This is a genomic window from Pseudomonas sp. GW821-FHT02B10 (assembly GCF_059421865.1).
On sequence record NZ_JBWKVU010000004.1, the window covers coordinates 372,134 to 392,589 of the forward strand.

Genomic DNA, 20,456 nt, shown 5'->3' on the forward strand with positions numbered 1-20,456 from the left:
TCACCGCTGATTACTGTGCGCAGTGGCGGGCACGGTGGCCGATAGCCAAACAGAAAAATGCTCGATGACATATGGCTGACATCAAGCTGTTGTCTTTTATGAAAAAGGCAGTTTGAACTGGGCGGAATTTTGGGATTGTCTATCCAGATTGGACGAGTTTATCTGTCAGTCCCTCTTACCTAGACTTCAACGCTATCCAGCAGGCAGGGCGGATATTTCCCATGGTCGCCATTCTGTCACTGGAGCAATTGTATTTCTCGCCGGTAGTGAGGCCAGGGTCTTGGGTGGTCTGCTTGCACGCGACCTGAACCAGATGGTTTCGCTTGACTGCAACAGAGCTGTACGCCTATGGGGCTGTCGTGGCGGTTCCTGCGGTAGGGCACAGTCTTGCAGGGGGGGCGATTCTACGCGAAGCGCCGCGGCTCCCTTTCGATTGCCCATGCAGGACAGCGCACCCGATGCATGGGCGGTTTGTGGCTTCTCAACATCGGTATTTTCGCCTGTGCCCGCGAGGCGCAACAGCGTTTTTTGCTTATTGCGCGAGGCTTGTCGGGGCAGGGCGTTTTGACCAGCCTGACGTTGCGCGAACCAGGAGGTTGGACATGCATGTACTGATGGTCATGGCGGGAGGTCTGCTCCTTCTGTTGGTGTTTATTCTGTTCGGCTGGCTTTGGGGCGGGGACAGCCTGGGCATGGCTCTGGCGACCAAGGCCTTTGTCCCTTTCTGGCTTCTGATGGCAGGCATCAATATGTGGGTGGGTGTCACCTACGCGGGTTATAGCGTGCGCCAAGAGTTGCCTATCCTGTTACTGGTCTTCGCCATGCCTACCCTGGCCGCGGGCATTGCTCTCTGGCAGTTCGCCCGTGCCTGACATGCCTTGGATACGGGAGATTCATTTATGTCGGTAGAGGGCAGCGCGGGTGATCTGGTCAAGGTCGTGACCTTACTGGGGGCGGCGGTGGTGGCAGTGCCTCTGTTCAAACGCCTGGGCCTGGGCTCCGTACTGGGCTATCTGGCGGCGGGGCTGGTGATCGGTCCCTTCGGGCTGGGCCTGTTCAACGACCCGCAGACCATCTTGCACACCGCCGAGCTAGGGGTGGTGATGTTTCTCTTTGTCATCGGGCTGGAAATGCGCCCCTCTCATCTGTGGAGCATGCGGCGCGACATCTTCGGCCTGGGCAGTCTGCAGACACTGACCTGCGGTGTGTTGCTGACCGGGGTAGGGTTGGCGTTCGGTTTTCCGCTGGCGGTGTCTTTCGTCAGCGCGACGGGCTTTGTGCTCACGTCCACCGCCATCGTCATGCAGTTGTTGGGCGAGCGTGGCGACGTTGCCGCAGCACGCGGGCAGAAAATCGTGGCGATACTGCTTTTCGAAGACCTGTTGATCGTACCGCTGTTGGCGCTGGTGGCGTTTATCGCCCCTCTCGATCCTTCTGCACCGGTTGCCGACTCGCGCTGGGCCAGTATCGGCATCGCGGCAGGTTCACTCGCGGCGCTGGTCGCCGTGGGGACCTGGCTGCTCAACCCGTTGTTTTACATCCTGGCCAACTCCAGGGCGCGCGAGGTGATGACCGCGGCCGCATTGCTGGTGGTGCTGGGCGCGGCACTGTTGATGCAACTGGGCGGTCTGTCCATGGCCATGGGGGCCTTCCTCGCCGGGGTGCTGTTGTCGGAGTCGACTTTCCGTCACCAGCTCGAGGCGGATATCGAACCCTTCCGTGGTTTATTGCTGGGGCTGTTCTTCCTGGGCGTCGGGATGTCGCTGGACTTGACGGTGGTCGCACGCAATTGGCCGCTCATCGTCGCCGGCGTGCTGGCGATGATGGCCGTCAAGTCACTGTGTATCTACAGCCTGGCGCGGCTGACGAGGAGTTCCCACGCCGATGCCATGGACCGGGCCGTGCTGATGGCCCAGGGCGGTGAGTTCGCCTTTGTGCTCTTTGGCGCCGCCTTGGCCAGTGGGGTGATAGCCCCGCAGGTCAACGCCAACATGACTGCCGTGGTCGTGCTCTCCATGGCTCTGACGCCGTTGGTGGTCATCGTCTACCGGCGTTGGGGACCCAAGCACGGAGCCTCCCTGGAAGGCACGCAGGCGCCGGAGAATCTGGCCGGCAGCGTGCTGATCATCGGCTTTGGCCGTTTTGGGCAGATCGTGAGTCAGCATGTGCTGGCGATGGGCGCCGATATCTCCATCATCGACAACCAGCCTCAGGTTATACGCGACGCCAAGGATTTCGGCTTCAAGGTGTACTACGGCGACGGCACCTACCCCGACATATTGCATGCCGCCGGGGCGCACCACGCCCGCGCCATCCTGGTATGCGTCGACGACCGCAAGGCCGCCACGCGAATCGTCGAGTATGCCAAGACCCGGTTCCCCCATGCCCGTGTGCTGGCACGCGCACTCGACCGGGAGCACGCTATCGAACTGATCAACGCCGATGTGGATTACCAGATCCGCGTCACCTTCGAGTCGGCCATGACCTTTGGGCAAGAGGCATCGAAGGTGCTGGGTGCAACACCCGATGGGGCCGAGGAGATTGCCGCCGATCTACGCCGCAAGGACGCCGAGCGCCTGGTGCTGGAAGTAGCGGGTGGCATTTATGCCGGCAAGTCCATGATCCTGGGCAATGCGGTCGCCAAGGACCGATGATCATGGCCTCTATCATCGACACGCAGGCAACTGCCGTCGTCCGGTTCTGGCGGGGGGCGGGCGCCAGTCAGTGGTTCGCCAAGGACCCAGCGTTCGACCGACGCTTTCGCGAGCGTTTTCTCGACCTGCATCGGTCGGTGGTTCGCGGTGAACGCGACGCCTGGCTGGATACCCCCGAGGGCGCGCTGGCGCTGCTGATCCTGCTCGACCAGTTTCCGCGCAACGCCTTTCGTGGCACCGCGGACATGTACGCAACGGATACCCAGGCCCGACATGTCGCCCGCCTGGCGCAGGCAGCGGGGCATATGGAGGCGGTCGATGCTGACCTGAGGCTGTTCTTCTGCCTGCCCTTTGCCCATTCCGAGGACCTCGTCGACCAGGATTTTTCGGTCCTGCTCAATACTCGATTGGGGCAACCCTGGCTCGCCCATGCCGAAGGGCATCGGGATGTCATCCGCCGATTTGCTCGTTTCCCCCATCGCAATCGGCTGCTCGGACGCGAGAGTACGCCTGAGGAAAAGCGTTTTCTGGAGGAGGGGGGCTTCGCCGGCTAGGCATTATTATGGACAAGCTTATCCAGTACCGTATTTTCATCCAGGTCTCCGAAATGGGCAGCTTCATCAAGGCGGCCCACATGCTCGAATTGCCGCGGGCTTCGGTATCTGCCGCTATTCAGGAGTTGGAGACAGATCTGGGCGTACGGCTATTGCATCGAACGACACGACGGGTGCAATTGACCGCCGATGGCACTCAGTTGCTGGAGCGGGTACGACGGCTACTGGCGGATGCTGACGACATCCAGCGGCTGTTTCAGCTGCATCAACACCAGGTCTCTGGACGTTTGAACATCAATGTTCCCAGCCGTATAGCCCGAAGGCTGATCGCACCGGCCCTGCCGACTCTCAAGCGCAGCTATCCAGAGCTGCAGCTCGCCTTGGGCTCCACAGATCGCGCTATCGATCTGGTGCAGGAAGGGGTCGACTGCGTCGTCCGCGTTGGTCATCTGCTCGACAGCAGTCTGTTCGCCCGGACGATCGGGCATATCGCGCTGATCAACTGTGCCTCTGTTGATTATCTTCGCCAGCATGGCACCCCGAAGGAGCCGGGAGACCTGGCACATGGGCACTTCTCGGTAGGGTATGCCTCGCCGAATAACGGTCGTGAGCTACCTTGGGAGTATGTAAGCGATGGCAAGACCCATGAGGTGGCAGTACCCAGCTGGGTGATCGTCAATAACGCCGAGAGCTATATCGCCTGCTGCATGGCGGGAATGGGGTTGATTCAGATCCCCCGGTTCGATGTGCAGCACCTGCTCGATTCCAGGCAATTGGTGGAAGTCATGCCCGAGTTTCGGGCCGCGTCGATGCCTGTCTCGCTGTTGTATCCACATCGACGCCAACGCTCGCGTCGGCTCAATGCGTTCATCGAATGGTTTGAGGTGTTGATGCTGTCATCTCTTGAGTCTCCGGATTCGCTCTGATCCGCTCATGTTCGTTCAGCATCCGCCACTCGCGGCGCGGACTTTGCCTCGGCCTTGATCAGATTGGGCAGAATGAAGTTACTGGCCACCTCCACGTTATAACTATGGCCGGTCATCAGTTTGACCTCCAGTACTTCGCCAATGTCGGAGGTGCTATGCAAGGGCGCAATATTTGTATCGAAGTTGAAGTCCTGGAGGGTGGTCGGACCGATGTGGTCGTCTCATCTATATATGTGCAGGAGGAGTGTCAGTCGCTGTGGCCGTTATCCAGACCGATAGACACTTGCTGATTCTGATGTTCAGAGACGAACAAACACGGAGAGGTTTGCCACTTCGAATAAAGCGATCTATCAACCAGCCTATCAAGTTGAGGTCATAGAACTTGACGCCTCGAAGCCAGAAACGGTTGCCAAGCTGTACAAGCAGTATCCGCAAGGGATTGGATGTTTTTCCTGGATTGTTTGTCTGGATTTTATGGGCTTTCCATTGAGGTCCGATTAATTACACTTAATCTTCAGACATAGAGGACTATCTGGCTGTAAACAGGATGACCTTGATTGACGACTTCGTCGAATACACTCACATACCCCACGCCTCCAGTTTTATTCAACGCAGTTAATTAACAGGAGTATGCAGTCATGAGTTTGCAAGGAAAAGTTGCAATAGTCACGGGATCGTCCAAGGGGCTCGGGCGCGCCATTGCGCTACGCCTGGCCGAACGCGGTGCCAATGTCGTGATCAATTACTCGAGAGACAAAGCACCTGCTGATGAAGTAGTGGCTGCGGCGATAGCTGAAGGTGTCAAGGCGATCAGCGTACAAGCAGATGTGTCCAACGTTGTTGAAATTGAAGCGTTGTTTCAGGCCGGGCTCAGGACATTCGGCAAAATCGATATTGTCGTGGCCAACGCGGGCATAGAAAAGGTCAACATTCAGGTGGTCGACGTGACCGAGGAGGACTTTGATCTACTCTTTCGCGTTAACACCAAGGGTCCCTACTTCGTCATGCAGGCTGCAGCTCGCCACATCGCTGATGGCGGCCGAATCATCAATATTGCCTCCAGCTCGACATCGCGCCCGCAACCAGGACTTGGTCTTTACGGGACTAGCAAATCCGCGCCGAAATATCTCGTGCGGGTGTTAGCCCAGGAAATCGGTCATCGCAAAGTCACCGTCAATTCACTTGTCCCTGGCCCGATCGACGGCGCCGGCATCTTCACCGGAGTCGGTGACGACGATCCTTACAAAAAGAGTTTGCTCGAGACGATCCCGATTGGGAGGCTCGCAAAGGCACAAGATGTCGCTGATATCGCGGAATTTCTCGCCAGCGACCAATCGTTCTTCATTACCGGTGAAGAAATTCTGATGAATGGCGGCTCAAGCAACTGAATCGGGCAAACGAAACCGCATCCGGTTTCTATTGCCCTCTAATTGGGAGGTGTGTAATGACTGAGACAATGCTAATGAAGGCGGTACAGGCCGTAGAGGTAGGTGGAACTTTCGTCGTGTCCCAGGTTCCCGTACCCGTACCTGGTCCACGACAGGTTAGGGTCAAAGTACATGCGTGTGGCGTCTGTGCTGGGGAAAATATTGCTCGAATGGGCATGCTGGGTGTGACTTATCCCCGAGTACCTGGGCATGAAGTGGCCGGTGAGATCGACTCGGTAGGCGCCGAGGTGACGACCTGGAAACCTGGAGACCGTGTGGGAGTTGGCTGGCACGGGGGGAGTTGTTCTAACTGTGAGTATTGCCGTCAGGGCGACTTCACCAACTGCACCGACCGTATGATCGTGGGGGCGAGTTACGATGGAGGGTATGCCGAATATATGGTGGTACCGCAAGATGCTCTAGCGCGGATTCCCAATGTGCTGTCTTTTGCGGAGGCTGCTCCGCTGATGTGTGCGGGTATTACAACATTCAACGCGTTACGTCATTCTGGCGCTCGTCCGGGCGATACAGTTGCGATTCATGGCGTGGGAGGGTTAGGCCATCTTGCCGTTCAGTTTGCGAATAAAATGGGGTTCCGCACGGTAGCGGTGAGCCGTGGTCGCGCCAAGGAAGCCCTGGCCCGCAAGCTTGGAGCTGACGAATACATCGACAGTACTGAGGGGAGTGCAGGGGAGGCCCTGGCCCGTTTAGGTGGAGCGACAGTAGTGCTCTCAACGGTAGGATCAAGCGCATCACAGGTGGATCTGACCTTGGGTCTCAAGCCTAATGGTCGTCTTGTGTTTGTAGCGACCGACCATCAGCCTCTGGGTGTTTCCCCTGACTTACTGGTATTTGGTCGGCGTAGTATCGCTGGTTGGTATAGTGGCAATGCCAAAGACAGCGAGGAAACTATGGCATTTGCGGCGCTCAAGGGGGTGCGAGCAATGATTGAAACCTATCCGCTTGAAGACGCAGAGGAAGTCTTCCTGAATATGAGCAAAGCGAAATTTCGTTCGGTGCTTACGATTTAACGCATTGTGTAGAAGTGCGGGTCTGATCTGACAGTTGCCAGGTTCTTCAGTTCTGACTGTCAGATCGATCCTCAATCGATCCCAAGTTGATGGAGTACCAGAAGGTACAACTCACCTACACTTACCAACAGCAGTATGTCAGCCACGTGTTGAGCGATGTGATGGCGACACAAGTTGGAAAGTCGAAGTAAGCAGAAAATTAAGATGAATTCCGAATTGAGGTACTTACTTCTCGTCTTGGCTGTTACCTGTGGTGTTTCTGGCTGTGACGCTGCGAAAGAGAAATGCTTTCAGGAATGCTGTTAATGTCACCGGGTGATTCTCCGGATGCCAGGCGAGCGCCAAGTCTATTACAGGCGGGGCATCAACCAGTGGTCGAGCCACTACATCTTGTGAAAACAGGCGCGCCGGCTTGATGATCGTTCATCCGATTGACTATGGGTAGAATCCAATAGCGTAGCTTGGAATCACTCCTTCTTGGCCCTTGATACACCCCAAAGACAGGTCCGGAGTTGAGTCTTTTCCTGCTTCGGCAAGAAAAGAAACCCTTTAAGTTTCAATGGGTAGGGCATCCAGATGCGAGTCTCGCTTCCCGCTCCAAGATCAAGAAAAAAGCCGCTCAGATGAGTGGCTTTTTTTGCCCTTCCCCAAGCCTGCTGAAATACGGCCTCGCCACCTACCCCGAGTGCGCCATGAGCCGGGTGAGTTTTTCCGATTTCGAATACGCCGGCAAGCGCAAGCAAACACGCCGCGAACGGTTCCTCACCGGATGGCGCCTCTTCTCCGATGAGGGGCCATCCACAGGTTCGATGGCCGAACTCAGCCAGGTACTGCGAATACCGCCTCGATCTCGATATTGACCTCTGGCGAGAACAAGCCGGCCACCCTCACCAGCGAACTGGCCGGGTAGGCACCGCCATAGTTCTTCGACAGGACTTCACGCAATGCGCCGACTTCGTCCATCGAGGTCACGAAGATGGTCACTTTGATGAGGTCGCGCATAGCGATCCCCTCAGCCTGGGTGACGCGCTTGACCTGTTCGAATATGGCTTCGGCCTGCTTGGCGATGTCTTTGCCCTGGGCCGGCGTACCGAAGGCTGTCATGCCGGACAGGTACAGGGTGCCGTTGTGACGAACCGAAACGGAGTAGGGGCCGGCCGGTTCGGGCAGGGTGGGATAGTTCTTTCTGATGACCACTGAGGTTTCTCCATTAGCGGAAATGGGGCTATCTGCCGCCGATGCGGGCAGAGCATTGATCAGGCCTGCCAGTACACAGGCAACTGCAAGAGCTTTCATAACGCGACTTCTCCTTCGACAAAAAATGCTGCTTCAACCGGGCTGCCAGCCTCCGCCAAGAGCCGATAGCAGGCGACTCATGTTTTGTCCTCCCAAAACACCTTCTTCATGGCGGTGTGCCGTTGGGTGAGTCTTTCCACCAGGCGACGCAGCCATACATAGAAGACCGGGGTCAGGAGCAGGCCGAAGAAGGTGACACCGACCATCCCCGAGAACACCGCGATGCCCATGGCCCGGCGCATCTCGGCGCCGGCACCGGAGGACAACACCAAAGGCACCACGCCCATGATGAAGGCGATGGACGTCATCAGAATCGGGCGTAACCGCAGATGGCAGGCCTTTAGCACTGCGCTGACGCAATCCAGGCCCTGCTGCTGTTTCTCCCGGGCAAACTCCACCAGCAGGATGGCGTTCTTGCATGCGAGCCCTGCCAATACGATCAGGCTGATCTGGGTGAAGATGTTGTTGTCCCCGCCGCTGAGCAGCACCCCGGTAATGGCCGACAGCAGGGTCATCGGAACGATCAGCACCACCGCCAGCGGCAGGCTCCAGCTCTCGTACTGCGCGGCCAGCACCAGGAAGGCCAGCAGCACACACAAGGGGAAAACCAATAGGGCGGTATTGCCGGCGAGAATCTGTTGGTAGGTCAGTTCGGTCCACTCATAGGCCATGCCGTTGGGCAGTTCCTGCTGCAACAGCCGCTCCATGGCTGCCTGGGCCTGGCCGGAGCTGTACCCCGGAGCCGGGCTGCCGTTGATCTCGGCGGACAGGAAACCGTTGTAATGCATCACTCGGTCGGGACCGGACGACTCCCGTATCCGGACGAAGGATGACAACGCAATGAGGTCGCCCTGCCGGTTGCGTACTTTCAGCCTGCCGATCTGCTCCGGCGCCACGCGGTATGCCTGCTCGGCCTGGACATTGACGTGGTAGGTCCGCCCGAAGCGGTTGAAGTCGTTGGCGTACATCGAGCCCAGGTAGACCTGCAGGGTGTCGAAGATTTCGTCGATCGCCACCCCATGGACCTTGGCCTTGTCCCGATCGATATCCGCGTCGATCTGCGGGACGTTCACCTGGTAGCTGGAGAAGACGCCGGCCAGTTCGGGTAGCGCCCTGGCTTTGTCCACCAGCGACTGAATCTGCTGGTAGAGCGCTTCATGCCCCAGGCTGCCGCGGTCCTCGATCTGCACTCGGAAGCCCCCGATAGAGCCCAGGCTTTCCACTGGCGGTGGGGGAACCACCATCACGAAGGCCTCCTGGATTCGCCCATACTCGGCGGCCAAGGCCTGGGCGATGGCGGTGTCGGACATCGAGGCGTCCTTGCGTTCATCGAAGGATTTGAGCGGGATGAACATGAGCCCCGCGCTTGTGCTGTTGACGAAGCCGTTGATGGACAGGCCGCTGAAACTCACGGTATTGGCCACCCCCGGATGTTTCAGGGCAAGCACGGACATCTTCAGGATGACGGCCTCGGTACGGTCCAGGCTGGCGCCTTCGGGCAACTGGGCAAAGGCGACCAGGTACTGTTTGTCCTGCTGAGGGATGAAGCCTGTGGGGGTTTTCTCCAGCCCCAGATAGGCCAGTCCCACCAGGCCGACATACAACATCAGGACGATGGCGCCCGCTCGCAGCAGTCGCGTGGCGAGGCTGACATAACCTGCACTTGCCCGCTGGAACAGTCGGTTGAACGGAGCGAACAGCCAGCCCCCGAACAGTCGGTCGATCAGCTTCGACAGACGATCCTTGGGTGCGTCCTTGCCTTTGAGCAGTATCGCGGCCAGGGCGGGCGACAAGGTCAACGAGTTGAACGCCGAGATCACCGTCGATATCGCGATGGTGAGCGCGAATTGCCGGTAGAACTGCCCGGTGAGGCCGGAGATGAAAGCGCTCGGAATGAACACCGCGCATAGAACCAGGGCGGTGGCGATGACCGGGCCGGTCACTTCCTTCATGGCCTGGCGGGTCGCCTCTACCGGCGACTTGCCCATGTCGATGTTGCGCTCGACGTTCTCCACCACGACGATGGCGTCGTCGACTACGATACCGATAGCCAGCACCAGGCCGAACAGCGATAGCGCGTTGATGGAAAAGCCCAGCAGTTGCATGACCGCGAGTGTGCCGATCAGGGACACTGGCACTGCGGCTAGCGGAATGATCGACGCGCGCCATGTCTGCAGAAAGAGGATGACCACCAGCACAACGAGCGCGACGGCCTCCAGCAGCGTATACACCACCGCGGTGATGGAACTGCGCACAAAGATGGTGGGGTCGTAGCCGATCGAGTGTTCGACGCCCGGTGGGAAGTCTTGAGCGAGCTCGCTCATCCGCTTGCGAATCCGGTCGGACAGCTCGATGGCGTTAGCATCCGCGTCCTGGAAAATCTGCAAGGCGGTGGAAGGGCGACCGTCGAGGTGCGCGCGCAGGGCGTACTGGCTCGAGCCCAGTTCGATGCGTGCGACGTCGCGCAGGCGGACGATTTCGCCGCGCTCGCCGACATGCACGATGATGCGCTCGAACTCGTCCTCGTCGACCAGCCTGCCTCGGGCGTTAATGAGCAACTGGAAGGCGTTGTCGCTCGCGTTTGGCGGTGCGCCGAGCGAGCCGACGGCGACCTCCCGGTTCTGCTCGCGGATGGCGCGTATCACATCCGTCGCGGCCAGGTTGTAGGAAGCCACCTTGTCCGGATCCAGCCAGACCCGCAGGGCATAATCGCCCATCCCCAGCAGGCGGATGTCGCTGACACCCTCGATCTTGTACAGCTCGTCGATGACGTGAATGGTCAGGTAGTTGGCAAGATAGGTCGGGTCGTACTGGCCGCTCGGCGAATACAGGTGAACGACCTGGGCCAGCGCCGGTGACGTCTTGTCCACGGTCACGCCCAGCCGCTGGACATCGGGAGGCAGCTGGGTGGTCGCGCGGGTGACCCGGCTTTGCACCTGGACCAGCGCGGCATTGAGGTCCGTGCCCAGCGCGAAGGTCAGGGTCAGGGTCATCGAGCCGTCCGAGGTCGACTGGGAGGACATGTAGAGCATGTTTTCCACGCCGGTGATGGCCTGCTCCAGCGGTGAGGCTACGGTCTTGCCGAGCACGTCGGGGTTCGCGCCCGGAAATTGTGCCCGCACCACAATAGTGGGCGGCACGACTTCCGGATACTCACTGACCGGCAACTGGAACAGAGAGACGATTCCGCCGATCAGAATGAGCAGCGACAGGACGATGGCGAAGATCGGGCGTCGCACAAAGAACTGCGAGATGTTCATGGCGATGTCCTCCGCTCCGGGCCTTGTTGTGCGACAGGCGTCGGTTCGGTAGAGGCATTCAGCCGCGTCAAACGGGCCAGCACCTCAGCGGTCGCCATGGCCACCGGTTCCGGTGCGACCCTGGCACCAGGACGGGCATGCTGCAGGCCATTGACCACGATGCGGTCTCCTGCCTTCAGGCCCTCGCGGATCACGCGCAGGCCTTCGACCTTGGGGCCAAGCTGGACGGCGCGATAGCTCACCACCGCATCTTTGCCCAGCACCAGTACGAAGCGATTGCCCAGGTCGGTGCCAATCGCTTCGTCTCGGACCAGGGTGGCGGGGTAGCGGTCGCTGGCGGGTAATTGCAGGCGAACGTAGAGCCCTGGGGTCAGCTCGTTTTCGCCGTTGTCGATGACAGCACGTGCCTGCAGGGTACCGGTACGCGGATTGACTTGGTTGTCGAGGAAGTCCAGGCGACCTTCATACGCGGGTCGTTCGTCGGTACTCAGTGCCAAATGCACCGGCACACGGGAAGGGGAGAAGGCCTTTTCGCTTCGTATGCGGCGAATCTGCTTCAGGTAGGTGGCTTCGTCGATATCGAAGTACGCATAGAGCTCCTTCGTGCCCACCAGCGTGGTGAGCAGTGTGGCCCCCTCATTGACCAGGTTCCCGGCGGTTACCTGCGCGCGACCGATGCGGCCGTCGATGGGCGCCGTGATGCGAGTGAAGCTCAGATTCAGGCGCGCGGCGTCGAGTTGGGCGCGGATCGCCGCAACGGCGGAACTGGCTTCCTGGTGCGCCGTCTTGCGCGCGTCAGCCAGCTCGGCGGAAATCGCCTGGTTGGCCCTCAGCTTCTCGCCGCGCTGGGCTTCACTGGCGGCGCGGGTCTGTTTGGCGCTGGCCTGCTGAAGTTGTGCGTCGAGGCGATTGACCTCCGCCTGCAAGGGCCTGGGGTCGATCTGGAACAACAGCTCGCCTTTCTTGACGAGCGAGCCGTCTCGAAACAGCACTCGGTCGATATGCCCGGAGACCCGCGGCCGTAGATCGACTGACTCCGGGGCTTGAAGCCTGCCCGAGAATTCGTCCCAATCGGCGAGAGACTGGACGACGACTTCCGCGACGCTGACGACGGGGAGGGGGTGTTCCGTACTCGCTCCCTGGTTGGGCTGGCCGCAAGCGCCCAGCGTGCTGACGGCGACCAGCGCCAAGGCGTGCTTGAGGCTGTTGGAACTGGAGGTGCGCATGATTGACTCCCAAAGATGGTTCACCTGGCCCTGACGGCGGCGTCAGAGTGACTGGGCCCAAGCGCCTGGTTGCTTTGCCAGCCAGCTGTCATGCAGCCATTTCTCGGTCTGGCGCTTGCCGGGGAAGGTGATCCAGACGATGTCGCGTTCGAACACCATGGGTTTCCCGTCGCTGCCGACGATGATCCAGAACCAGCGACCGTCGGCCAGATTGCGTGCCTTCACTTTCATGCCGCTCAAGGTCACGACCTCTTCGTGGCCGTCGCGCGTAACCTTCAACGGTTCATCGTGGGGTTCGATCCAACTGATCCTCATACGCTCGATCAGGTCGGGGGCATGCTGCTCGAGAAACAGCCTGGCAATTTCCTCGGAGCGTTCGCGCGACGGCAGTGGCTTGCCGACCAGGTCCAGCGACATATTGGCGAAGCCCTTGAGCACGCCGGCGTCCGAAACCAGGGTGCTGAAGTGTTCGCCATCCAGCCCTGCGTTGCGGCCATCGCTGCGCACGTAGCGGGTGAGTAGCGCTTGCTCGCCGTCGACAGTCACCTGGCGACGAGCGGACTCCTGGTAGATGGAAGGCACTGCGATCGGGCGGGTGGCGGGCTGGTGCATGGCAGGTTTCTCCTTGGGCGAATCGGTGTTGGCGGTGGCAGTGATCGCTGCCAGGGCCATGGCGAGGGCAATGCTTGCGGTGCGAACCGGCGAGTTCATGGAAGGCTCCTTTCGAGTGGTTGACTGCCAGGCGTGGCAGGAGCTGCGGGCTGTACAGCTGGCCATGATTGGGGCTCGCCTTGAACGAAGAGCAGTGCCACCAGGCCTATCAGAATCAGCGTCATGTGCACTGATTGAATGGCGCCCTGCTTCAGCCAGTAGCCGAACCACAGGCCTCCGCAGATGAAGCCGAACCACAGCAACAGGAAGCAGGTCAGGGCGACGACGGCGCGGTTGCGGGCGACGTCCAGCGCGGTACGACTGCCCAGGCGCCAAGCCCTGGCGTAGGCGAATGCCGCATACCAGAGCAGCATCGAAACGACGATCTGGATGCCTGCCACCGCGTACAGCGCCGTTTCGGCCCAGTGCGCTGGCCAGGCGCGCCAGCGTAGGGCCGCGCCCAGCAGTTCCTCTTCTTCCAGCAACACCATGGAAAGCGTGTTGCCGATATGGAAGCGGTTGGTTTCCGGGTCGGTGAGGTTGTTGAGTACGGCGATGCTCAACCAGAGGGCAAGACTGGCCACCACCGCCAGGCGGCTGAAGGAGAACGGGTGAAACGACATCATGGTTCTCCTCGATGCAGGGACGCGTCGGGGTAGAGGATGGGCCAGTCACGTTGCTCCGCATGCCTGACCAGGGCCGGGTCGCCCGCCACTACCGTAGGTTTCCCGACGCTCATCAGGAGGGGGAGGTCCGTCAGGTGATCGCCGTACCCATAGCAGTCGGCTGGATCGACGCTGAGCGTATCCATCAGGCGCAAGGCGGCTTGCTGTTTGCCCAGCCCGATGGTTTGCGGTGGGATGAGCCGGCCCGTAAAGCGCCCATCGCGCGTTTCCAGCCGGTTTGCCAGAACATGGGGCACGCCCAGCTCGGTCGCCAGTGGAGCCAGAAACTCCACGGCCGATCCTGAAACGAAGGCGACGATGTCTCCGTTGCCCTGGTGCTCCTGAAGTGCCTGCAGGACTGGACGGATGAAGAATTCCGAGCGCGTCCTTTCCTGGACGTACCAGGCCTGGGCCGCGTCGGCCACTAGATCCGGCTGGTGGTCGCGGAAGTCTTCGTAGAACAGCGTGTTGATGGCAGAGCGATCGAAACCTTTCCTGACGTACTCATCGATACGTTTGGCAGCAGCAACTTCTGCCTCACCGCCACGTTCCTCTCCCCATAGCCGGCGAAAGTAGAACGCTCGGAAACTGAACATGCTCTTGAGGTCGATGAGGGTTTCATCGACGTCGAAGAAAGCGATTCTTCGTGCTTTCATTACGATTACTCGAAAGGCGCTTGCACCTGGGTGCAAGCGGGCGATGGGATCAAAGGGTGGGAATCGGCCCGGTCATCAACTGCGCATGCGGATGCGGGGTCATGCGCAAGCGGCGGCGCAAGGTGTCGACTTGTGAGGACAGGGCGCGAGAGGCGAGCGTAGCCTCGCGCAGACCGAGGCGTTCGGCATCCATGACGCAGAACTTGACATCCACGCCAGTGACGGATTGTTCGCCCTGCCAGACCTCCATCGTCGCCTGCACTTCGACGCGGTCGGGGCGCGGTTGCTTCAGGTCGATCAAGCGATAGCGGATCTGCGCCGGCAGCGGGAAGGCGAAGGCGGTGTAGCGGACATTCATCTCGTTGAGGACGAAGTAGCGCTTATGCGGTTTGTAGTCGTCCAGATGGAAGCGCTCCGTCACCGCCAGGAACATCTGGCGGCACGCTTCGAGCAGCACCATGCCTTGCACATGCTGTCCAGTGAGGTGGTCGAGCATCAGCTCGTTTTCGGCATGGAGCAGGAGGCTGGCGGTATAGAGGCCTTCCTCGTTCCTCTCCGGAACGGAGATCAGCACGTTCTTGCGCTGGCGCTTGTGGGCGAGCTCCTGGCCCGCCAGCTCCGCGCCCGTCCACAGGTCCCAATGATCGAACTCATCGGCATGCCCGCTGGCGATCGCCATGCGATAGGCATGCTGAATTTCCTTGCGGCCAAGCCCCTGCCCGGCAACGACCTTGCAACCTCTCAGCACGGATGGTCCCGGTGTCTTTAGCACCAGCAGCAGCGTGCTGTAGGACATCACGTTTTCATGCCTTGCGAAGTCTTCGAACTGGTTTGCAACTACAACGTAGATACCCATCAATGGATTCCCTTTCTATACCCGGGGCCTTCGGCAGGTCGTTTGGCCGATACCGGATTACTACAAAAACAGACCCGTTTCCCACTGACGTCCTGCGTGGAAACCAGGGCCGCTCGACTAGCGCACACGGGAGCTGTCATCTACCCGTGCAGCGCTGTACAACGCTGCAGTGCCGAGCCCCGCTGCGAGTACCAGAAGAAAAGATTCCACCTGCCAGGCGCGACTGATGTTTGCCAGCCACGGTCCAAGGCTCGCCCCGACAAAGAGCACGAAGGTGTAGAAGGACACCGCCAGGCCGCGAACATCGGGCGATGCCGCCGCGGCGATTCGGGCGATCAGCCCGGGGACACTGATGGCCACTCCCGCGACATAAACGACACTGGCTGCCAGCAGCAGGGGAATGTGTTCTTGACCGGCGCTTGCACAGAGCACCAGTCCAAACGCCGCGACGCCAAGCCCCGTGGTCGCGACCCGGTTGGCTCCCCAGCGACCAATCAATTTGGCAGCGAGCAGTGGCGCGAGAAACGCCGGCAACGCCACGCCACGCGCTTGCATTCTGCTGATGCCCTGGCTTTCGATGAGCTCGCCCAGGTGCATATCCAGTCCTATGTAAAAGGCGACGAATGACATCAGCAGCAGGAGCGCGGGCAGATAGACACGGCGCAGGGCCGGGTTACCGAGCAAGGTGAAGATGGGCCGATATCCTTCCCACATTGAGCCCTTCGGACGTACCGCTCGAGCTCCTTCCGGGACTGTGGCCAGGCGCAACGCGGTCGCGGCATAGATCGCCACCAGCGGCATAAGGGCGTAACCCAGGCCCCAACGCCCCGCAACGAGGCTGCCGTAGATCTGCCCGAGCAAACCTGCCGACAGGAATGCCGTACTCATCCAGGCCACTCCCCACACACGTTGCTTGGGAGTACCGCGCTCGGACAAGTAGGCGAGGGCCACGGGCGGGAAGGAGGCGGCGGCGAACCCCTGCAATGCGCGGCCGCAGATGAACAGGGTCGGCGTCTGCGCCCATGCGAGCCCCAGCGTGATGATGGCCAGCAGCACCAGGCCGCTGACCATGACCGTCCTGCGGCCAAGGCGATCGGATAAAGGCCCGAACACCAGAAAACCCGTGGCGTACGCGAACCCGAAGGCGCCCAGTGCGAGGCCAGCCTGTTCCTGCGGCAACTGATAGGCCTGTGCCAAAAGGGGCAGGATAGGCACCGGGATATACAAGAGAGAGACCACGGCGAGCGCGCAGAACACCATCTGCACCAGCAGAGTCGCTGTGGGTTGTTGAACCATATCCTGTGTAGATGTGTGCATTGCTACATATCTCGATCAATAGAGGTGCCAGGGCATTGAAGTCACGGCGTTACTGGCCGCGACGCGAGGGAGCCGCCCAAGGTTTAATTTTCTGTAGGTTGCTGTGTAGCGTGCTACACGATTTTTAAAAGACTCGGCCGATCAGCCGAGTTCCGTTTCCAGGCGCATTGTCCGCAGGGCAGGGGCCACCCTCATCATCAACTTCACCAAAAGCTCGCGCTCATCGTCTTTGAAGTGGCTCATGAACTTGGCGACCCACTCGTAGTGTTTGGGCAGCACCCGGCCAAGGGTGCTGTCGCCCTCCGGGGTCAGCCGGACGATCCAGTAGCGCCCATCGTCCGGGTCCGGATGTTTTGTGCAAAGACCGGCAGCTTCCATCTGCTTGATGGCGCGCGTCATCGTCTGCGAAGCCACGGCTACCCCATCAGCCAGCGCGCCGATCGAGAGCCCCCCGGGGTTACGCTTGAGCAGCAGCAGGACGAAGAACGGTGTTTGGGCAAGATTCTCGTGCGCGAGGTTGGCATTAAACGCCGAGAGCATTTCATCCGTCGCCGACGCCCATACCAGCCAGGTATAGAGCCCCTCGACATCAGGGTTGTCATAGAGCTTGCCGAAGTGCTCGAGGGTTTCGCGCGAAGGCAGGTCTTTCAGTTCGAACATGGTATCTGTGCATGGCTGTGTAGTCGGCTGCATGTTGGTGACCGAGTCGTCGGGATGTCAAGCCAACGCTAATTGGGCTGACCAATTCAGATAAATCATGGAGGGAGAGAGAGGCAGTGCTGCTCATTGTGCGGTATTCGTCTGTCAGCCCCTGCCTTCGATGGTCTAGGATGGGCTATTTGCCGTCGGCAAAGCCGCCAAGACCTAGAGTTGCAATTGAGTTCACGACATTTTCGACCGCGCCGCAGTGGCCGCCTGCGGATCGCCACCTGCCGCAAATCCCGCAAGTACCTCAAGGAAGGTTCCCCCATGCTACTGAGGTCCCTCGCAGCTATTGGCATTCTGTTGCTGGGTTTTCTTTCACCGATATTTCCGGCTCACGCGCAAGACATCGCGTTGTCCGGTCGGATGACCACCAGCAGCCACCCCTGGCTGGATGCCAGGGCGCGGCAGTGGCTGGAAGGGCGGGGGCCGCTCACGGTGGGGGTCGTGCGTCTCGATTATCCGCCCCTGTCAGTGCTCTATGGCGACCGCTACCAGGGCATCACCGCCGACTATCTGGCCCTGATGTTCGAACGGCCGCCCAAGGTGCGCGCCTACTCGTCGCGGGCATCCGCGCTGGCGGCCTTGCGCGGTGGCGAGATCGACCTGCTGGGCGCGGGCAGCGATGTCGAAGGCCGGGAAAATGGCCTGCTGCTCAGCGAGGCTTACCTGCCCGACCGGCCGGTGCTGGTGACGTCGCAGGCCCAGCCCTTCGATCCCGAGCAGGCCGGTAGCGTTTTGGGAATGACCGTCGGCTATCTTCAGCAACAGGCGGTACGGGAGGTCTATCCCCATAGCAAGGTCGAGCTTTTCGATTCGCCCCAGCGCGCGCTCGAGGCGCTGGTGCTGGGGGATGTCGACGCGGTGTTGGGGGATGCGCTGTCCTCGCATTACCTGATTCAAACCCATTACCTGCTGGGTCTGCGCATCGACAACTTCGCTCCTGTCGACAGCCAGGGTTTCCGCTTCCTTCTGCGTCCGGGCGACGAGCCGCTGAGGGGCATCATCGACCGGGCGATCCCTGGGATATCCAGGCGCTATGGGGACGATATCCTGCGCAGCTGGAGCGCCGGCCGCCGCTTGAGCATCGACGAAGCGCGCGTGAAGCTGGCGCCCGCGGAACAGCGCTGGCTGGACAGCCACCCGCAGGTCCCCGTGGCCATCAATTACTCGCTTGGGGCACTGGGCGAGCTGGGACGGGACCGCGATGTCACCGGCATTGGCCGCGACTACCTGGAGTTGATCAGCCAGCGCAGCGGCCTGAAGTTCTCCTACCTGGGCACGCCAAACACCCTTGAAACCAACAAGCTCATCGCCGAGGGGCGCGCGCTGTTGACCCCGGCCATGCCTCAGTCCGAGCTGTTCGAGACGCCACTGGATGTCTTGCCGCCGTACCTGCGTAGCTCCACCGTGCTGATGACCGCGGCCAGTGCTGGCCGCCGCGCCGGCCGGCGTTTCACCGGGCTTGGCGATCTGCATGGGAAGACGCTGGCGACGGGTGAAGGCTACTTTTTCATCGATACCATAAGACGTGACTATCCGGCGATTCAGCTCAAGGTATACCCCACGTTCCTCGAGGCCATGCGCTCGGTCGATTCGGGGCAGAACGAGGTGTACCTGAGCAGCGACTACACCGGCCGCTATCTGTCGGCCCAGTACTTCGACAATCGCATTCAGGTCACCGGAATCCTGCAAAGCACCTCCACGCCCATCAGCATCGGGGTGGCGAAGAACCAGCCGGAGTTGCGCAGCATCCTGGAGAAGGCGCAGCTGGCAATCACGCCTGAAGAGGTCGCGGAAATAGTCAAAGCCTGGGCGCCGCGTTTCTCCAGGGGCGGGAGCGACTTCTGGCGTGACCATCGCGACAAGATTCTCCAACTGGGCAGCCTCTTCGCGATCCTGATCGCCATCTCGCTGATCTGGGCCTTCTACCTGCGACGCCAGGTCCGCAGGACCCGGGCGGCCGAGGAACGGGCCGAGGCCGCCAACCAGGCCAAGAGCGTCTTCCTGTCGACGATGAGCCATGAGATACGCACGCCGCTGAACGCGATCATCGGCCTGCAGGAGCTCGCCCTGCGCAGAGCGAAACAGGGGGAGGCCGACAGCGTATCCCTGTCCGTGGCCCAGGAAGCGGCTCAGGGGCTGCTGTTGCTGCTGGGCAATGTGCTGGATATTTCTCGCATCGAGTCCGGAAAGATCGATTCGTTTCCTGAGCCGGTGCTCATCAAACACCAGATTGAAGGCGTCGTCTCGGTAGTGGCGGGCATGGCGCGACAAAAAGGCCTCACCCTGGACGTCAAGGTGGAAGGCGACCTGCAGGCATGGGTGCTGCTGGACCCGCTGCACTTCAAGCAGGTGCTGTTCAACCTGCTCAGCAACGCCATCAAATTCACCGAGCGCGGCGGCGTCACCCTGCAGGCCCGCACCCGCCGTGAAGGGGACAGCTTGCGCCTGGACCTCGATGTCATCGATACGGGCATCGGCATTGGCGCCGAAGACATGGGCAAGCTGTTCAAACCCTTCTCCCAGGTGGGCGTACCAGGCACTGAGCAGATGTCCGGAAGCGGCCTGGGGCTGAACATCAGCCGCCGCCTGGTGCAACTGATGGAGGGCACGCTCAACCCGCGTAGCGAACCTGGCAAAGGGTCGTGCTTCAGCCTCGAATTGAACCTGCCCATCTGCGACCCTCCAGCCGCTGTCGAGGGCGAAGCTGCGCAGCAGGCCCAGCCCGTTTCTGCCCAAGTGGAGCCACTGTCCATCTTGCTGGCCGAAGATAACGCCTTCAATCGCGTCACCCTCAACACCCAGCTTGAGACCCTGGGGCATCGAGTCGTGGTTGCGGAAGACGGGCAGGAAGCCTTCAAGCGTTGGTTGAGCGCGGACTTCGACATCGTGCTCACGGACGGCATGATGCCCAGGATGGACGGCTTCGAACTCGCCAGGCGGATCCGCTGGGAGGAGTCCCACAGCGGCCTGCCACGCTGTCGCATCATTGCCCTGACGGCCAGCATCGAGGCGAGTGCGGTGGAGCGCTGCATGGCCGCCGGGATGGACCAGGTCTTGTTCAAGCCTGCGACCCTCGAAACGCTGCGGCAGGCTATCGCGTCCGTCCCGGCAGGCGGAACCGGCCCCGAGGAACCCCGATAAGCCGAAGCGGCCCTTTGCACGCCGGGTATCGGCCATCCTCGCAAGCGCGGCCGACTCGATGAACCCGGGAGCAGGGTTACCGGGATCG

17 protein-coding genes are annotated in these 20,456 nt (G+C 60.6%); 8 read left to right on the forward strand and 9 right to left on the reverse strand.

The features are described 5' to 3' along the window. The first annotated feature begins 602 nt into the window (after window positions 1-602). From AC07VU_RS12135 to AC07VU_RS12165, 7 genes are all read left to right on the forward strand, one after another. Complete coding sequence (locus AC07VU_RS12135; protein ID WP_053262084.1) at window positions 603-872, forward strand: hypothetical protein; 270 nt, start codon at window positions 603-605, stop codon at window positions 870-872. 27 nt (window positions 873-899) lie between these two features. Then, a complete protein-coding gene (locus AC07VU_RS12140; protein WP_274303762.1) occupies window positions 900-2,654 on the forward strand; it encodes a monovalent cation:proton antiporter-2 (CPA2) family protein in 1,755 nt (584 codons plus the stop codon). Continuing rightward, window positions 2,651-3,208: a DUF924 family protein gene (locus tag AC07VU_RS12145; RefSeq protein WP_495029912.1), complete on the forward strand. Its 558-nt coding sequence runs from the start codon at window positions 2,651-2,653 to the stop codon at window positions 3,206-3,208. Before AC07VU_RS12140 ends, AC07VU_RS12145 begins: the two co-directional genes overlap by 4 nt. Before the next feature lie 8 nt (window positions 3,209-3,216). After that, the gene (locus AC07VU_RS12150; protein WP_087092259.1) at window positions 3,217-4,134 is read left to right on the forward strand and encodes a LysR family transcriptional regulator; all 918 of its coding nucleotides are present in this window, start codon (window positions 3,217-3,219) and stop codon (window positions 4,132-4,134) included. A 638-nt stretch (window positions 4,135-4,772) separates the two neighbouring features. Then, on the forward strand, window positions 4,773-5,522 hold the full coding sequence (locus tag AC07VU_RS12155; RefSeq protein ID WP_087092257.1) for a glucose 1-dehydrogenase: 750 nt from the start codon (window positions 4,773-4,775) through the stop codon (window positions 5,520-5,522). Between the two features lie 74 nt (window positions 5,523-5,596). Then, window positions 5,597-6,592, forward strand: a complete 996-nt coding sequence (locus AC07VU_RS12160; protein WP_495029972.1) for an alcohol dehydrogenase catalytic domain-containing protein — start codon at window positions 5,597-5,599, stop codon at window positions 6,590-6,592. A 512-nt stretch (window positions 6,593-7,104) separates the two neighbouring features. Further along, entirely contained in the window at window positions 7,105-7,452 is a 348-nt protein-coding gene (locus AC07VU_RS12165; protein ID WP_495029980.1) for a hypothetical protein, read from the forward strand. Here the strand turns inward: AC07VU_RS12165 and AC07VU_RS12170 are convergent. The 9 genes from AC07VU_RS12170 to AC07VU_RS12210 form a co-directional block, all read right to left on the reverse strand. Continuing rightward, window positions 7,412-7,888 carry a RidA family protein gene (locus AC07VU_RS12170; RefSeq protein WP_495029913.1) on the reverse strand — a complete coding sequence of 159 codons (477 nt, stop codon included), beginning with the start codon at window positions 7,886-7,888 and terminating at the stop codon, window positions 7,412-7,414. The genes AC07VU_RS12165 and AC07VU_RS12170 overlap by 41 nt on opposite strands. Before the next feature lie 77 nt (window positions 7,889-7,965). Further along, complete coding sequence (locus tag AC07VU_RS12175; RefSeq protein ID WP_495029914.1) at window positions 7,966-11,148, reverse strand: efflux RND transporter permease subunit; 3,183 nt, start codon at window positions 11,146-11,148, stop codon at window positions 7,966-7,968. Further along, window positions 11,145-12,374, reverse strand: coding sequence for an efflux RND transporter periplasmic adaptor subunit (locus tag AC07VU_RS12180; RefSeq protein ID WP_274303751.1), 1,230 nt, complete (start codon window positions 12,372-12,374; stop codon window positions 11,145-11,147). Before AC07VU_RS12180 ends, AC07VU_RS12175 begins: the two co-directional genes overlap by 4 nt. Before the next feature lie 42 nt (window positions 12,375-12,416). Beyond that, entirely contained in the window at window positions 12,417-13,085 is a 669-nt protein-coding gene (locus tag AC07VU_RS12185) for a hypothetical protein (RefSeq protein ID WP_274303749.1), read from the reverse strand. Continuing rightward, complete coding sequence (locus AC07VU_RS12190; RefSeq protein WP_495029915.1) at window positions 13,082-13,648, reverse strand: DUF2165 family protein; 567 nt, start codon at window positions 13,646-13,648, stop codon at window positions 13,082-13,084. The genes AC07VU_RS12185 and AC07VU_RS12190 overlap by 4 nt, the downstream gene beginning before the upstream one ends. Further along, window positions 13,648-14,346: an HAD family hydrolase gene (locus AC07VU_RS12195; protein WP_495029916.1), complete on the reverse strand. Its 699-nt coding sequence runs from the start codon at window positions 14,344-14,346 to the stop codon at window positions 13,648-13,650. Before AC07VU_RS12195 ends, AC07VU_RS12190 begins: the two co-directional genes overlap by 1 nt. Window positions 14,347-14,395: 49 nt before the next feature. Next, entirely contained in the window at window positions 14,396-15,202 is an 807-nt protein-coding gene (locus AC07VU_RS12200; RefSeq protein ID WP_274303744.1) for an AfsA-related hotdog domain-containing protein, read from the reverse strand. Window positions 15,203-15,319: 117 nt separating this feature from the next. Next, window positions 15,320-16,498 carry an MFS transporter gene (locus AC07VU_RS12205; RefSeq protein WP_274303742.1) on the reverse strand — a complete coding sequence of 393 codons (1,179 nt, stop codon included), beginning with the start codon at window positions 16,496-16,498 and terminating at the stop codon, window positions 15,320-15,322. 162 nt (window positions 16,499-16,660) lie between these two features. After that, window positions 16,661-17,179, reverse strand: coding sequence for a MarR family winged helix-turn-helix transcriptional regulator (locus tag AC07VU_RS12210; RefSeq protein ID WP_007924376.1), 519 nt, complete (start codon window positions 17,177-17,179; stop codon window positions 16,661-16,663). A gap of 309 nt (window positions 17,180-17,488) precedes the next feature. Between AC07VU_RS12210 and AC07VU_RS12215 the strand changes: the two genes are divergently transcribed. After that, window positions 17,489-20,368: an ATP-binding protein gene (locus AC07VU_RS12215; protein WP_495029973.1), complete on the forward strand. Its 2,880-nt coding sequence runs from the start codon at window positions 17,489-17,491 to the stop codon at window positions 20,366-20,368. Window positions 20,369-20,456 lie beyond the last annotated feature (88 nt).

What these genes read in the sequence shown, in the direction of transcription:
- AC07VU_RS12135 (WP_053262084.1), top strand. Translation starts at nt 603, where the DNA reads ATGCATGTACTGATGGTCATGGCGGGAGGTCTGCTCCTTCTGTTGGTG.
- AC07VU_RS12140 (WP_274303762.1), top strand. Translation starts at nt 900, where the DNA reads ATGTCGGTAGAGGGCAGCGCGGGTGATCTGGTCAAGGTCGTGACCTTA.
- AC07VU_RS12145 (WP_495029912.1), top strand. Translation starts at nt 2,651, where the DNA reads ATGATCATGGCCTCTATCATCGACACGCAGGCAACTGCCGTCGTCCGG.
- AC07VU_RS12150 (WP_087092259.1), top strand. Translation starts at nt 3,217, where the DNA reads ATGGACAAGCTTATCCAGTACCGTATTTTCATCCAGGTCTCCGAAATG.
- AC07VU_RS12155 (WP_087092257.1), top strand. Translation starts at nt 4,773, where the DNA reads ATGAGTTTGCAAGGAAAAGTTGCAATAGTCACGGGATCGTCCAAGGGG.
- AC07VU_RS12160 (WP_495029972.1), top strand. Translation starts at nt 5,597, where the DNA reads ATGAAGGCGGTACAGGCCGTAGAGGTAGGTGGAACTTTCGTCGTGTCC.
- AC07VU_RS12170 (WP_495029913.1), bottom strand. Translation starts at nt 7,888, where the DNA reads ATGAAAGCTCTTGCAGTTGCCTGTGTACTGGCAGGCCTGATCAATGCT.
- AC07VU_RS12175 (WP_495029914.1), bottom strand. Translation starts at nt 11,148, where the DNA reads ATGAACATCTCGCAGTTCTTTGTGCGACGCCCGATCTTCGCCATCGTC.
- AC07VU_RS12180 (WP_274303751.1), bottom strand. Translation starts at nt 12,374, where the DNA reads ATGCGCACCTCCAGTTCCAACAGCCTCAAGCACGCCTTGGCGCTGGTC.
- AC07VU_RS12185 (WP_274303749.1), bottom strand. Translation starts at nt 13,085, where the DNA reads ATGAACTCGCCGGTTCGCACCGCAAGCATTGCCCTCGCCATGGCCCTG.
- AC07VU_RS12190 (WP_495029915.1), bottom strand. Translation starts at nt 13,648, where the DNA reads ATGTCGTTTCACCCGTTCTCCTTCAGCCGCCTGGCGGTGGTGGCCAGT.
- AC07VU_RS12195 (WP_495029916.1), bottom strand. Translation starts at nt 14,346, where the DNA reads ATGAAAGCACGAAGAATCGCTTTCTTCGACGTCGATGAAACCCTCATC.
- AC07VU_RS12200 (WP_274303744.1), bottom strand. Translation starts at nt 15,202, where the DNA reads ATGGGTATCTACGTTGTAGTTGCAAACCAGTTCGAAGACTTCGCAAGG.
- AC07VU_RS12205 (WP_274303742.1), bottom strand. Translation starts at nt 16,498, where the DNA reads ATGGTTCAACAACCCACAGCGACTCTGCTGGTGCAGATGGTGTTCTGC.
- AC07VU_RS12210 (WP_007924376.1), bottom strand. Translation starts at nt 17,179, where the DNA reads ATGTTCGAACTGAAAGACCTGCCTTCGCGCGAAACCCTCGAGCACTTC.
- AC07VU_RS12215 (WP_495029973.1), top strand. Translation starts at nt 17,489, where the DNA reads ATGCTACTGAGGTCCCTCGCAGCTATTGGCATTCTGTTGCTGGGTTTT.